The following is a 14,004-nucleotide window of genomic DNA, read 5'->3' as shown; positions in this document are numbered from 1 at the left end:
CAATTGCAGCAAGGCTGCCGCATTCCTAGCAGACTTACACGAGTAAGGTTTTAGCGTAGGAACTGCTCAATCACGGCTGCTTGTTGCTTTTTTCCATCCGGGTCTGCTTCGGTTTTCAGGCGAGTAAACGCCTCACCCCAGTTTGAAGTGCGAACGCGGATCGGCGGGTCAGAGGCTTCAATCACGCCCAAGACAACTGATGCCACTTGTTCCGAAGTTTGATAGTTATCGCTGCCATCCATTCGCGCCTGTGCGCCGCCAATATACTTCTGGAGAATAGGTAGATACTCATCCTCAAGCATCCCGCCCGTGGCCTCGACATGTTTCAGCACATTGGTCGCAAACTCGGATTGAATACCGCCCGGTTCAACTGTCGAGAAATGGATACCGAAATTGGGCGTGACGTAGCTGGCCAAAGCCTCAGTGTACCCCTCAACCGCGAACTTTGCGGCGCAGTAGATCTCGTTGAACGGCTGACCCACTAGGCCGCCTACGGATGAGATTGTGATGACGTGGCCCGAGCGTGCTGCGCGCATGTGTGGCATCACCGCTTTTGTGCAGCGCACGACACCCATGAAATTCACATCCATGACCCAGGCGACCTCTTCTTCGCTGGCTTGTTCGGTTGTACGAATAAATCCGGCACCCGCATTGTTGATCAGCTTATCGATCCGCCCCTCGTTCGCGATGATCTGATCGACTGCGGCGTTTACGCTGGCGCTGTCTTGCACGTCCAGCTCAAGCACGTTGAAATTGACGCCAGCGTCAGAGGCGGCCGCATCCAGGATGCCGCGCTTGGCGAGGTTTCGCATAGTAGCGTAGACAGTATGGCCCGCATGGGCCGCTTGTACGGCGATTTGAACACCAAGGCCGGTTGACGTGCCGGTGATCAGAATGACTTTGGGCATAATGGAAGCTCCGAATATCAAATGAATTGCTTGCGGCAACGATCCGATGTGTCGGGGCGAAGGTCAACAGCGGGACTTTAAAACGCCCAAAGCCTCATCGAAGGTATTCACATTCTCTTCTGCGCGCGCGGTCAGATGCGCGCCTTCCAAAAGGGCCAGTATCGCGCGGGACTCCGAGATCGGATCGGTGATACCGGTGATTGATTTATCCTCTTGGCCAAGCTTCAGGATCTCTTCGATTTGGGTAACCATCATGGCGCGGAATTTTCTGATCTTTTGGATCACGTCATCCGAAAGGCTTTCACGGCTGCTGATGAGCGACACGCAGAGACACAAGGTTTTCCCGTCATTGAGTGCATCCCGGTAGAGGTCGATCAGGGCCAGCATTTGCTCGGCCCCGGTTTTGTGTTCTACCCGGATGCGGTTGCACTCTGCCTGCAGGGTCTCATGATAGCGATCCATGAGTGCCGCCGACAGCGCTGCTTTGGTCGGGAAATGATAGTGGATTGACGCCTTGCGAATACCCACCGCCTCTGCCAGATCGGCATAGCTGAACCCGTCAAACCCCCTCGCGCGCGCAGCGTGTTCGGCAACATCCAGAAGGGCAGTCTTGGTATCACTCGTCATACGTGCTCAAACCTTTTCCGTCATGATCAGGGCCAGCGCGTTTTCCGCAGACTCCAGGGCGCCTTCGATATAGCCCCCGAACTGTGGTGCAACTTCGGTCCCGCCAAAGATTAGACGGCCATCCCACAGACGGGTCATCGCATGGGGCAGCCCGTATTGCGGATGAGCGTATAACGGCTGTTGATCCGCTTCGATAGAGGTGAACGGGTCAAAGGCCCAATCTTTAACAAAGAGTGTCTTTGGCTCCGCAGCTTCGGCGCCGAACAGCCTGGACAGTTGCCCTTTGAGCAACTGCCGCAGCCGTTCTTCGTTGCTACGGGTGCGCGGGGGTAAGCCGATAAAGCCGAACAACGCGTAAGGTCCGCCCTCGGCAGGGGAGGCGTCGTGTACTTCCACCATCGGCCCCCTGCGGCTCATCGCGTGACCGGACAGCCCGGCCGTGCGCCAGAACGGGTTATCATAGACAGCGATGACTTTGGCCTGGCCGGCCATCCAAGTCGCGATCCCAGTCATTGCCGCTAAAGCTTCATCTGGTAAAGCAGGTGAGAACGCGATCTTGCTCGCCACGCGAGGAGGGAGGGCCAGTACGACTTCCTGAGCATGGATGACCTGCCCAGTTTGAGCGGTCGCGGTGATCCCAGACGCAGACTTCTCTAACCCGACGATAGGCGCGGATAAGATGAGCCGCTTCGGCGGTATCTCAGCGGCAAGCGCATCAGTGAGGGCGCCCAGACCACCTTTCAAGCGATACGATCCTTGCATCGAGGCAAACCCGCGATCGCGCTCGACCTGGCCGATCTCGTTTTCAAAGCTGAGAGCGCCTGTTGAATATTGTTCGAACCACTCCAGACCGAGCCGCTTTATTAACGCTGCAATACGCGGCTGCCCGGGCCAGAACCAGGCGGGACCCATGTCGAAGTACCCACCCTCCAGCCTTTCCGTCAAGATACGTCCGCCCGGTCGACCCCGCGCTTCGACCAGCAGGTAGTCATGGTTTCGTGCCTGTAGCTGTCGCGCAAGGCAGAGGCCAGAAAGGCCTGCGCCAATGATCAGAGTTTGCGTCTGCATCGCTCAGAACCCCTCAGATGCCGGGCGCAGGTCCAGCTCATGGGTCCAGGTGGATTGCGGTTGATGGGCTAACTGCCAGTAGGCCTCGGCAATCTCGTCCGGTTTCATCATCTTCGACGGATCCAGCGAGTGCAAATCCCGCGAGCGGGGTGTATCGATGATCCCGTCCAAAACGACGTGCGAGATATGTACGCCAGCCGGTTGATATTCACGTGCCAGCGATTGTGTCAGCCCGCGCAGGGCGAACTTAGCCGACGCAAAAGCGGAAAACCGTGGGCCGCCGCGCAGCGACGCTGTGGCCCCCGAAACGATCAGCGCGCCACCACCGCCGCGCACCATCGGTTGCAGAACACATTGCCCCAGCAGGACCAAAGATTGCACCATTGATGTCCACGTTCTCTGATAGTCTTCCAATGCGGTTTCGGGGAATGGCGCGATCACCAGCTCAGCCGTATTGTGTACCACGAACTTCGGCGGGCCATGCGTAGCGATCAATTCAGAAATCACTGGCGCAACCGCACTCGGATCGGACAGATCGACCTGATGAAACGGCGCGATCGTTTCCTGCGGCTGCGTCCGTCCAAGACCAATGGCCGTCATGCCACCTGCCTGAAACCGCGCGAGAAGGGACTGGCCAAGGCCAGCCCCCGCACCGGCGACAATCGCCATAGGTTTCTTGCTACTCATGAATTAAACCACCGGTGGCTGTGCAAAGGGCAGGTGGCCAGTCTTCATCCAGACCTTCGCCCCGTCTGGGCCAGCCATAGCCGACAGCGCTTCACCCTCAGGCAGGCGTAGCCAGTCGTTCTTTTTCAGAACGTCACCGCCTGAGGTCAGAGATCCGCCAATCATTAACAGCTCGATACCACCCGGCGCATTCGAAGTAATCTCGGTGCCTGCATCAACATGGCTGTAAGTGACAACCTCGCGGTCATCCTTGTGCAGGGTCGCAGTGGCGACCCCGTTCACGGGTGCGGCCAGTTCGTCGGCCATGGTTTTGCGGAACTGATTGCGGTCCTCCATGTCGAACTGCCAGAGTTTGACGAAGATCGTGCAGCCGGGTTCTGAGCCGGGCGTGTGCCCGGTTGTGGGCGGATTGCGCACATAGGTGCCTTCCGGGAAATCGCCATGCTCATCCTGAAAGACGCCGTCCAGAACGATGAACTCTTCACCGCCTGTATGGGTGTGGGCCGAAAACTTGCTGCCTGGTGCATAGCGCACAATGGTGGTGGCGCGGGCGACTTCGCCACCAATTCGGTCCAGCATGCGCCGGTCCACACCCTTCATGGGCGAGGCCTGCCACTCAAGCTGATCAGAGTGAACAACGACACGCGAAGAGAAGTCCGAGTTGAGTTCCATGGGAGGGGTCCTTTCAACTTAAATGGCAGTTCTCGCTTAGCCGGCGATAGATGGACGGGCCGCCATCTTAGCACGCCAAGCTTGCAGGTTGGTCAGGGTTTCAGGAATTTCAACTTTGGCAAAATCGGCGAACGCCAATCCTGCAAAGGCGGTGATATCAGCCACCGAGAATGTGTCTCCGGCCAAGTATTCGTTTTCGGCCAATACCGCATCCAGATAGGCCATAGTGTTTCCGGCAACCTCTTTCTGTTTGTTGCCCCATTCGGCGCATTGATAGGTTTCCAGTTCCGGGCCGAGGCCAGGTGTGGCATGGTGGAAGTAGGTGCCGACCGCATTCAACAGACCGTTTTCCGCGCGCAGATTCATCATCGAGATTCGGGCGCGCTCTTGCGCAGTCACGCCGGTCAATGATGGGCCATCGAAGGTTGCGTCGATATATTCTGTGATCGCGTTGCATTGAGCGATGTGCGATCCATCTTCCAGTTCCAAACAAGGCACTGCGGCATCGGGGTTTTTGGCTTTGAACTCAGGGGTGCGATGTTCGCCGCCCATCACATCCACAGGGATGAATTCAACTTTGTCTGACGCGCCTTTTTCAGCCAGCGCAATACGAACACGGGCAGGGTTCGGGAACCCTTCGACATCATAAATCTTCATCTGAGTACCTCCGTCGGGGTTTGTACTTCATGTAATCTACCTATCAATAGGTAGATATTATTGCAAGCCTTTTTTACGTCTTGTCAGATTGAATTGCTCTGATGGTCTTTTCAGAAGAACTTTGCTTGAGCGGGGTAGGGGTGTTGCGTAGCTTTTGCGCATGACCAGACCTGCCTCTTTCAAATACTTAAAAACCAGTCCCGAGATCATCCGCCTTTCGGTGATGCTGTACATCCGTTTCTCGCTCTCGCTTCGGAATGTCGAAGATCTGCTGCACGAGCGAGGTATCGATGTCAGCCACGAAACTGTCCGATATTGGTGGAACAGGTTTGGCCCGATGTTTGTTGCTGAGATAAGGCAGAAGCGTGTTCAGCAACTCCGAGCCTTTTCAAAATGGAAGTGGCACGTTGACGAGACTTTCGTGAATGTGAATGGCAAGCGGCATTACCTCTGGCGGGCCGTAGATCATGAGGGCGAAGTACTGGAGGCCGTTGTCACCAAACGCCGAAACAAAGCTGCAGCGCTGAAATTCATCTAGAAACTGATGAAGCGATATGGTTGCGCCGATGAGATCGTGACCGACTGTTTTGCATTCTATAAGGCTGCACTCAGACACTAGGGCGTGCTAAAAAACAAAGGACGGGCAGGTGGCTCAATAACCCCGTCGAGAACTCGCACCTTCCTTTCCGACGGCGTGAACGCGCCATGCAGCGTTTCAGGCGCATGCGAAGTCTACAGAAATTCGCCTCCGTCCGTTCCTCCGTTTACGACCACTTCAACAAGGAAAGATCGCTAGCCAGTCGAGACACCTTGAAGCTAACCCGCGCCGCCACACTTAGCGAGTGGCGTCAACTTTGTTCCGGATAGGTTCGCTGTTTCTGCGGTAAACTGAGACTGGTTCGAATTCGCCTGACTGCACCGTTGCAGTTATAAAACTGTTCCCCGAGTCGGGCGGTTGTTTTCGATATTGAACTTCATTCCGTCTAGCAATTCTTCAAGATCCGGGCGCGCAGCAGGGCCATTCGAAATGTCGACCAACATCAAACTGCCATCTGGCCGAATTCCGAATGCGCCGGGCTCTGCAAACAGTGTCGTTGTCTCAGCCTCTGAAAGAGGGGCCGACACGTAGAGGCCAAGTGATCGCATCTGCGTTTCGGTCAATCCAAAGCCCAAATTAAATGTCCAACCGAACTCTTCCTTGTCGGCCAAAGCCTTTTCTTTAGAGTCGGCAGAAACGACCACCACATCCATGACGCTGCTCCAATCAGCCAGCATGGCGTTCAATTTATTGAGAAATCGCTTGCATCTGGGACAGTGACGCCCGCGATAGACGAAAAGCATCGTCCATCGATCTTTGGGCCGACCAATCTCTATTTCGCCACCGCAGACATCAAAAACACTGATCTGCTCGACGGGAGCATTCACTTTGGGTTTTTGCGACATGTCAGCTTCCTTTTTTTATTAAGAGAGAAACTCGAACACAAGCTTAGCTTCAAGTGTCTGCCTTTAAACTTGAATGTACTTTATTCACCCAACCAAGCTTGGCAGTGTTAGTGAAATCGCGGGTACAAAAGTGATAATCATTAATGCGAAGAGAATTGCCAAGTAGAAGGGCCATATTGTTCGCACGGCTTTCTCCATTGGCAATTTACCCACGGCGCAACCGACAAACAGGCAGGATCCGACCGGTGGTGTGCACAATCCTAATCCCAAATTCACGAGCAAGATCATCCCGAATTGCAGCGGATCAATCCCAAGGCTGTTGGCAACGGGTAGAAAAATGGGTGTGCAGATCAGAATTAGAGCTGCCATATCCATAATCATTCCAAGCAACAACAAAACCGCATTTACCATCAGCAGGATGAGTATCGGATTTTCTGTCAACCCAGTAAGCAGATCTACGGTTCTGTCCGGAACTCTGTAAAAGGTCAGCATGTAGGCAAACGCACCAGCGCATGCGATTAATATCATTACCATCGCCGTCGTGCGCACAGCAGAAGAGACGGCAATACAAAAGTTTTCCCACGTTATGCTTCTGTAGACGATCAGAGTGACCACAAATGCGTAAATGGCCCCAAAAGCTCCGGACTCCGTAACGGTGAAAATACCCGACAACACACCGCCGACGATAATCACAGCCGTCAATAGTCCTGGAATTGCACTGAAGAAGCTCACTACGAGCGCTGACCAACCCGGGAAAGTCTCAGCTTGATAACCTCTGCGCACCGCTACAAGGTACGCCGCCACAGCAAGGCAAAGGCACATTAAAACTCCTGGAACAACGCCCGCAAGAAACAGCTTCGAGATCGATATTCCACCCCCGGCTGCGATCGCGAAAATGATCATATTGTGACTGGGTGGAATAATTATACCGGCAATCGAGGACGTAACGGTCACGTTTATGGCGTAATCTGCATCGTAACCTTTCTCTTTCATCACAGGAACCAAGATAGACCCCAGTGCGGAAATGTCTGCGATGGCCGACCCTGAAATCCCCCCAAAAAGCATCGAAGAAAACACGTTCACAATTCCCAAGCCGCCGCGCACGGCCCCGACAGCGGCTGAAGCAAACCTGACGAGACGCATGGCTATCCCGCCGTGGAACATCAGTTCACCTGCAAAAATGAAGAACGGGATCGCCATCAACGAGAATACATTGATCCCGGAGACGATCCGCTGAAATCCGATCATCAAGGGTAAGCCTTCGAACCAAAATGCCGAAATGGCCGCTATTCCAAGCGCGAATGCTACAGGCGTTCCGATCAGAACGCAGAGGGCGAACACGCCAAGCAACAGAAGTATTCCCATCATTCGCCTCTATTCTATGCTGTCATTGCGCTCGTCAAAACCGACATAGAGGCGGATTAGATGACCAACGGAAAAGAGTAATATGAGTCCTCCGCCAATCGTGAGAGGCAATGAACGCAAGCCTTCGGGGACTTGAATCAATGGGATTAGCGATCCCCACTTAAAGATCGTAAGTCGAGCTCCGAACCACAGCATCAAGGCGCCGAACCCAGCCATAAGCACGTCTGTGCAGATAACCAAAATGGTCCTCACACGTGGAGGAACCGCAGAACGCACGAGAGACACGGACAAGTGCGTGTTATCGTGTACACCTACTGCCGCACCGAGAAACGCAATTGTCATGACGAGAAGCAAGGCGACTTGCTCGACCCAGGTCGGCGTCGCATTCAGAACATAGCGACCAAATACTAGCCATCCGAATATGACCGTGATGACAACCAGTGCGACACCGGTCAAAACCCGGCACACGTCGGCGATCCAATCCAGGATCTGGATCATCTTGCGCACAGATGTCGGGGGCAGGGAAGTATAACTCATTGGCTCACAACTCTTGATCAGGCGTCCGGACCCGCATGTGCGGGACCGGACAATATCAGACCCAATGTAGCTAAATCAGTCCGTCGCCTGGATAGTCTCGACAAGCGGGCGTAAATCGGGGTTCGTAGCAAAGTAGGCTTCGTAAACCGGGCCCATAGCCGCTTGGAACGGGGCTTTGTCTGCCACTTCATTCACGACCACACCAGCTTCTTCGACGGCTGTACGGCTGGCTGCTTCGCGCTCGGCCCACAATTGCCGCTGAAGTTTTGCAGATTCCTGAGCTGCCTCTCGAACCGCGGCCTGCATCTCAGGTGACAGTGCGTTGAACGTGTCGGTATTAATGCAGATACATTCGGGTATTATCAGGTGCTGAGACAGCGAATAGAAACCTGCAACTTCGAAGTGGCCAGTTGACTCGTATGATGGCCAGTTGTTTTCGGCACCATCGACGACACCGGTTTTCAGCGCCTGATAAACTTCGGCAAACGCCATTGGCGATGGGTTGCCACCAAGCTCAGAAATCATGCCTGTAAAGAGGTCATTATTCATGACCCGAACTTTCATTCCCTCAACATCGGCAGGTGCGTTGATTGCCTTTGTTCCGTTGTAGAAGGAGCGAGCGCCAGCGTCATACCACGCAAGAGGTGTCAAGCCTTTGGCTGCCATGCCCGCCGCAATTGCCTCGCCACCCTCACTGTCCAAGACGCGGAACATGTGCGGGACGTCTTTGAATATAAAGGGCAACGATACAACATTGGCCTCGGCGACAATCGGGCCAATTGGGCCCAGGTTAAAGTTGCCGACTTCCAATGCGCCTGCGCGGACCTGTTCAACCGCGTCGGGCTGACTGCCCAGCGTGCCCCCATGGAACATTTGAAGGCTGATTTCACCGCCAGTTTTTTCCGTAACGAGTTCTGCGAATTTGTCCATCGCGATGGTGTTTGGGTAACCATCCACGTGGATATTCCACCCGCGCCAATCCTCTGCGAAGGATGCGCTCCCGGTAATTGCGACCACGGTCGCGGCACTCATCAGCGTTTTAGTCAGTTTGATATTCATAATTTCCTCCCTAGAAAACAGACAGTTGACTCGATGCCCGGCGAAGGCCGGTTATGAAAAGAGCAGGCCTCCGTTGATGTCGATGTTCGCGCCCGTAATGAAAGCAGCGGCGTCTGAGGCCAGATAGGCGACCAGATTGGCGACATCTTCAGATGTGCCTTCGCGTTTAAGCGGCGTGGCGCCGGCCACGTTGGTCCGCACTTCGCTTTTTGTGAAGACATTGTGAAAATCGGTGTCGATCATGCCCGGGCAAACCGAATTTACCCGGATGTCCGGCCCCAGTTCTTTGGCCAATCCACGCGTCATCGTCATGACCGCACCCTTCGAGGCCGCATAGGCGACCGCGCCTGGGCCACCCCCGTCACGCCCCGCCTGACTCGCAAACCCGACGATCGCGCCGCCTTTTTTCATATGCGGCAACACGGCCTGAACAGTGCGAGCAAAAGAAGTGGTGTTCAGGTCCATGACATGGCACCAATGTTCCATATCCATCTCAGACAGGGTCTTCCGGGCCAGCAATCCGCCGGTCACGTGGGCAAGAATGTCGATCCGAGGTCCGAATGTCGCGATAGTCTCCGAGATCAGCCTTTCCACATCTGCACCGGAGGTCATGTCGCCCTGTATGGCAATCGCCTTACCTCCGGCAGCCGTTATTTCCTGAACCGCCGATTCCGCACCCGAAGATGAGCTGTGATAGTTGATCGCGATCGACGCTCCAGCCTTGGCCAGTTTCATGACGCAGGCGCGGCCAATGTCCCGTCCGCCGCCGGTTACGATCGCAACCTTCCCTGCCAGTTCCATGTTCGGGCCAATCTGTTCAGCGTTCAATTCGGTCATTTTCTTGCCCCCTTGGCTCCCCGGTCATCCAGTCAGTGCGCCCGTTTTGGTCTTTGAGCCTTAACGAGCATTCAGCCGTGTTGCCTATTGTAGTCGACTAGGATACTAGTATTGTCAACAAATTTGTTTGGGAGCCACAAAAGGCTTCGCACGGCCCGTGCTAAATGGATTGGCTGGAGATACATTGAGGAGTATCGGAGGGAGAGGCCTAGTGGCCCAGAATGCCGCCGGTGTTGGTCACGCGCAGAAAAAGGCAGGAAATGCAAAGTATTACGGATAAAATCGAGCGGCGCACAACCACTGACATCGTATATGAGAGTTTGTACGAGGCGATCGTTTCACTGGAAATTCTGCCGGGAACAAAACTGTCCGAAGCAGATATTGCAAAAAAGTTCGAAGTGTCGAGGCAGCCGGTCCGCGATGCTTTCAACAGGCTTGAGGCGCAGGATTTGCTGCTGATCCGACCACAGAAAGCCACGCGGGTACGTAGTTTTTCCATGGAACGGATCGGTCATGCGCGCTTTGTTCGCCTCTCGGTCGAGTTGGAAGTGGTGCGCGCTGCATGTCGGAACTGGAAGCCCGAATATTCGAAGCTGCTGGGGGGCAATCTCAAGCAGCAGAAAGACGTCGTTTCAAGGAACGAAGCCGAAAAGTTCCATCAGCTCGACTACGACTTTCACCGGCTGATTTGTGAGTTGAGCGGCAACCCACTGGCCTTCAATACGATTCAGGAATGCAAAAGAAAGATCGATCGCCTGTGCGTTTTGAGCCTAGGGCGCGAGAGCGAGGCCGACATTCTGGTTCGGGATCATGTTGAGCTGGCAAAAGCGCTAGCAGACCGCGACGAGGCGACTGCAACCGAGACGATACGCCGTCATTTGGGCCGCATCGACAAGACCATCGAGGAGGTTCACTCGAAACATGCCGAGTATTTCGAATAAATTGAACGCCGCCAACTGAATAAGGACCTCGCATTATGACCAAGAGCTATCCGATTGTATCACCTGCCTCAGGTGTCACGCGCCAGGTTTTGGCGGATAATGAAGACCTCATGATGGTTTCATTCCGGTTTGAAGAAGGTGCCGAAGGCGTGTTGCACGACCATCCGCATGTGCAGTCGACATTTGTGCGGTCCGGGCGGTTCAACTTTGTCATCGGAGATCAGGAGCGAGCGTTGGAACCCGGTGACAGCCTGATTATTCCGTCCGGTGTAAGCCATGGTTGTGTTTGCCTGGCTGCCGGAGAGTTGATCGACTGCTTCACGCCCAGGCGGGACGATTTTCTGTAAGGCGTTTTCCGTCCGCGCCATGACCTTTGGCCACGTTCTGCGCATTGAGGCAGGGTAGTCTATTTTCGGTGGGTCGGGCAGGGCGACGCCATATTCTGCGTTAGAAATAGGATCAATGACGGGCGACGCCGCAGCTCAGGTTAGGAATTGCGTATCTCGCGGGCTGATCCGATGCCGAGGATCAGGTCGGCGCATCGTTCGCCCAGCATCATGGCAGGTGCGTTTGTATTGCCGGCGTTGATGTCGGGCACGGCTGACATGTCGCACACCCGCAAGCTCTCGATTCCGCGCACGCGCATCCTGGCGTCCAGCACGGCCATTCCGTCGCCGTCCCGGCCCATTTTGGCAGTGCCCGCCGGGTGATAGTTGGTTTTTACGAATCGCTTGCAATGTGCTCGTAGCGTCTGGTCGTCGTCCGCTGTGGGAATGACGATTTCGCGAACCCTTTGAGCAAGCGGGCCCGACGTGAATGCCCGGCGAAAGAACCGCTGCCCCCGGATCATCTCTTGCATGTCGTCTTCATGCTTCAGAAGGTTTGGCGAGACCACTGGCATGGCGTGAGGATCGGCCGAGCGAAGCCGGACCTCTCCGCGTGATTTCGGTTTTACCACGACGGTCGTAACGGTCAGGCCAAAGTCATCCTGCACCTCGTCCAGAGCGTCGCGATCCAGATAAACAATTGGCACGCAAAAAGCTTGAATGGTCGGTTCTCCATCAGGAATCGACGGATTGACAAACGCGCCGGCTTCGACTCCGGCGGAAGTCACCGGTCCGCTGCCGAACAGTTTGAACTGGATGCCGTTGCGAAGCATCCGCCAGCCCTCACCTTGTTTGAAGTATCCGTAGGGACCGTTGGCAAAGGCGGTAATTGGAACTTCGGGGTGGTCGATCAGGTTCTGGCCAACCCCAGGCAATGGGCAGATCACGGGAATACCGTGATCGGCAAGATGTGCATCAGGTCCGATGCCTGATAGCATTAGGATTTTTGGCGTCACCAGAGCGCCCGCCGCAACGACAACTTCACCATCGCACCGGACCGTGTGGGCTCCGCGTTTGTCTCGATACTGCACGCCGACGGCCTTATCGTTTTCGATGATGACTTTGTTGACCGTTGCGCCAAGCTGGATGGTCAAGTTCGGGTTCGTCTCGAGAGGGGCGAGAAAAGCATAGGCCGACGAACTGCGCTTACCGGCGCGATTGGTGAACTGATAGAACCCGACACCGCGCTGCGTTGCGCCGTTGAAGTCCGTGTTGAATGGTTCGCCAAGGGCCTGCACCGACTGAACGAACCAACGTGACATGTCGTCGATATGCCCCGGATCCGAGACCTGCACCGGACCGTTGCTGCCATGCAGGTCATTGTGAAGCCTGTTATTGTCTTCCATTCTACGGAAGTAGGGCAGCACGTCATCCCATCCCCAGCCGACTCTGTCGTTGGTCTGTCGGAGCAGGTCGTCCCACGCGTCATAATCAGAATGGCGGCCACGCATATAGACCTGGGCATTCACAGACGACCCGCCACCCAGCACGTTGGCCTGCGGAATGTCATGCACGCGACCGTCCAGGTGGTCCTGCGGTTCGGTCTGGTGGTAGGTCATGAACTTGGACCCGTTGATCATCTTGAAGATACCCGGCGGCATGTCCAGCAACGGATGGCGGTGCGAATGCCCGGCCTCCAGCACCAGAACCCTGCACTTGCCCTGGTTGACCAGTCGCGCTGCAGCGGCTGCGCCGGCAGAGCCGCCGCCGATGACGATATGATCGAAGGTTTCCGTCATGAGTTCGCCTTCAGGCCCGGCGTTTGGGTTCGCTGATCGAGTCGCGCTCCACCAGTTCGCATTCAAGCTTCACGAGAGGGTGTCGCTGACCATCCGTCGGACCGTGGAACAACTGTTCGATGACCCAGCGTCCCATCGCCCTAGTTGGAAGGATCATCGAGGTCAGGGGGGGCGACAGGTGTCGCGCGGTTTCGTCATCGTCGAATCCGATGACCGAGATGTCCTCGGGGATGGATAGGCCAAGTTCCTTGAGCGCCTCATAGCAGCCGATTGCCATTCGATCATTCTGACAGAAAATGGCGGTTGGCGGAGAGGGCAGGTCCATCAATTCGCGCGTGGCAGCATAGCCTGCGCTGGGCAGCCAGTTGCCCTCGATGACCAAATCCTCGTCAAATGGGATGTCGGCGGAAGCAAGGGCGTTTCTGTACCCGGTCGTTCGCCCTGCGGCGCATTCCATGAACGGCTCGCCGGTGATGGTGGCGATTCGTTTGTGCCCCGCTTTGATCAGGGCGTTGGTCGCCGTATGTCCAGCAGCGACTTCGCCGGGGATCACCGCAGGAAAAGAGAGGTCGTCGCAAAAGCAGTTCAGCAGCAGAACCGGGGTTGCGGTCTGCCTGAGTATTTCCGGAACGACCACCCGCCGGGTGAAAACAGTTGCGTAAATGATGCCCGCAACCTGTTGGTCGAGGAAATACCTAAGCGTTCTGGGTTCGACCTCGGGGTCGTTTTGGGTTTCTGCCAGCAATACAAGATTTCCCGTGTCCCGAACGGCCTGTTTCACGCCATTAAACGCGTTTACCATTTCGGGGCTCGACGCCAGATCGTCCACGACAAAAGCGATGGTGCCGTCTAACGCCGAGGGCCGAGGCGCGCTGTCCTGGGGTTTCCTGAGTTGAGAGGGCATGGCGTATCCAAGCGTGTTGGCGGCGTCCAGGACTCTTTGCTTTGTGTCCTCGGAGATTTTGACGGAATCGTTCTTGTTTAGAACCAGCGATACTGTCGTCTGTGAGCACCCGGCGACGCGTGCAATATCATGCATCGTTATGCGCTGCCGGCCCGCGACTCGTCCCACGCCCCT

Annotated in this window: 15 protein-coding genes and 1 pseudogene; 3 read left to right on the top strand and 13 right to left on the bottom strand. The window is 55.5% G+C overall.

The genetic code is table 11. The features are described from left to right. Positions 1-50 precede the first annotated feature (50 nt). The 6 genes from ACR0AW_RS05515 to ACR0AW_RS05490 form a co-directional block, all read right to left on the bottom strand. Positions 51-908, bottom strand: coding sequence for an SDR family oxidoreductase (locus ACR0AW_RS05515; protein ID WP_170733476.1), 858 nt, complete (start codon positions 906-908; stop codon positions 51-53). Positions 909-971: 63 nt separating this feature from the next. Further along, positions 972-1,535: a TetR/AcrR family transcriptional regulator gene (locus ACR0AW_RS05510; RefSeq protein WP_170399724.1), complete on the bottom strand. Its 564-nt coding sequence runs from the start codon at positions 1,533-1,535 to the stop codon at positions 972-974. A gap of 6 nt (positions 1,536-1,541) precedes the next feature. Beyond that, positions 1,542-2,603, bottom strand: a complete 1,062-nt coding sequence (locus ACR0AW_RS05505) for an NAD(P)/FAD-dependent oxidoreductase (protein ID WP_170733475.1) — start codon at positions 2,601-2,603, stop codon at positions 1,542-1,544. 3 nt (positions 2,604-2,606) lie between these two features. Beyond that, positions 2,607-3,290: an SDR family NAD(P)-dependent oxidoreductase gene (locus tag ACR0AW_RS05500; protein ID WP_480438729.1), complete on the bottom strand. Its 684-nt coding sequence runs from the start codon at positions 3,288-3,290 to the stop codon at positions 2,607-2,609. A gap of 3 nt (positions 3,291-3,293) precedes the next feature. Continuing rightward, positions 3,294-3,962: a cupin domain-containing protein gene (locus ACR0AW_RS05495; RefSeq protein ID WP_170399734.1), complete on the bottom strand. Its 669-nt coding sequence runs from the start codon at positions 3,960-3,962 to the stop codon at positions 3,294-3,296. A 36-nt stretch (positions 3,963-3,998) separates the two neighbouring features. Further along, entirely contained in the window at positions 3,999-4,619 is a 621-nt protein-coding gene (locus ACR0AW_RS05490; RefSeq protein WP_170635331.1) for a glutathione S-transferase, read from the bottom strand. Between the two features lie 160 nt (positions 4,620-4,779). On the opposite strand from ACR0AW_RS05490, the pseudogene ACR0AW_RS05485 reads away from it, so the two are divergent. After that, positions 4,780-5,486 (top strand): annotated as a pseudogene (locus tag ACR0AW_RS05485) (IS6 family transposase). Between the two features lie 60 nt (positions 5,487-5,546). Here ACR0AW_RS05485 and ACR0AW_RS05480 read toward each other — a convergent pair. The 5 genes from ACR0AW_RS05480 to ACR0AW_RS05460 all read right to left on the bottom strand — a co-directional run bounded on the left by ACR0AW_RS05480 (position 5,547) and on the right by ACR0AW_RS05460 (position 9,860). Then, a complete protein-coding gene (locus ACR0AW_RS05480) occupies positions 5,547-6,062 on the bottom strand; it encodes a redoxin domain-containing protein (protein ID WP_170733474.1) in 516 nt (171 codons plus the stop codon). A gap of 84 nt (positions 6,063-6,146) precedes the next feature. Next, positions 6,147-7,427, bottom strand: coding sequence for a TRAP transporter large permease (locus tag ACR0AW_RS05475; protein ID WP_170733507.1), 1,281 nt, complete (start codon positions 7,425-7,427; stop codon positions 6,147-6,149). A gap of 9 nt (positions 7,428-7,436) precedes the next feature. Beyond that, the gene (locus ACR0AW_RS05470; RefSeq protein WP_170511735.1) at positions 7,437-7,964 is read right to left on the bottom strand and encodes a TRAP transporter small permease; all 528 of its coding nucleotides are present in this window, start codon (positions 7,962-7,964) and stop codon (positions 7,437-7,439) included. A 75-nt stretch (positions 7,965-8,039) separates the two neighbouring features. After that, the gene (locus ACR0AW_RS05465; protein ID WP_170512686.1) at positions 8,040-9,023 is read right to left on the bottom strand and encodes a TRAP transporter substrate-binding protein; all 984 of its coding nucleotides are present in this window, start codon (positions 9,021-9,023) and stop codon (positions 8,040-8,042) included. Positions 9,024-9,074: 51 nt separating this feature from the next. Then, positions 9,075-9,860 carry an SDR family NAD(P)-dependent oxidoreductase gene (locus ACR0AW_RS05460; RefSeq protein WP_480438726.1) on the bottom strand — a complete coding sequence of 262 codons (786 nt, stop codon included), beginning with the start codon at positions 9,858-9,860 and terminating at the stop codon, positions 9,075-9,077. Positions 9,861-10,120: 260 nt separating this feature from the next. On the opposite strand from ACR0AW_RS05460, the gene ACR0AW_RS05455 reads away from it, so the two are divergent. Together ACR0AW_RS05455 and ACR0AW_RS05450 are read left to right on the top strand one after the other, a co-directional pair. Further along, positions 10,121-10,801 (top strand): GntR family transcriptional regulator, encoded by a 681-nt coding sequence (locus tag ACR0AW_RS05455; protein ID WP_170733473.1) that lies wholly within the window; start codon positions 10,121-10,123, stop codon positions 10,799-10,801. 35 nt (positions 10,802-10,836) lie between these two features. Next, a complete protein-coding gene (locus tag ACR0AW_RS05450; protein ID WP_170396125.1) occupies positions 10,837-11,148 on the top strand; it encodes a cupin domain-containing protein in 312 nt (103 codons plus the stop codon). A 140-nt stretch (positions 11,149-11,288) separates the two neighbouring features. Here ACR0AW_RS05450 and ACR0AW_RS05445 read toward each other — a convergent pair whose 3' ends face one another. Beyond that, entirely contained in the window at positions 11,289-12,926 is a 1,638-nt protein-coding gene (locus ACR0AW_RS05445) for a GMC family oxidoreductase N-terminal domain-containing protein (RefSeq protein ID WP_170733472.1), read from the bottom strand. Positions 12,927-12,936: 10 nt separating this feature from the next. Next, on the bottom strand, positions 12,937-13,965 hold the full coding sequence (locus ACR0AW_RS05440; RefSeq protein WP_170396944.1) for a LacI family DNA-binding transcriptional regulator: 1,029 nt from the start codon (positions 13,963-13,965) through the stop codon (positions 12,937-12,939). Positions 13,966-14,004: the final 39 nt, after the last annotated feature.

The sequence above is a fragment of the Ruegeria sp. C5 genome (assembly GCF_056537605.1).
Note: the sequence above shows the minus strand (reverse complement) of the source record. Positions and strands in the feature narration are given on the sequence as shown.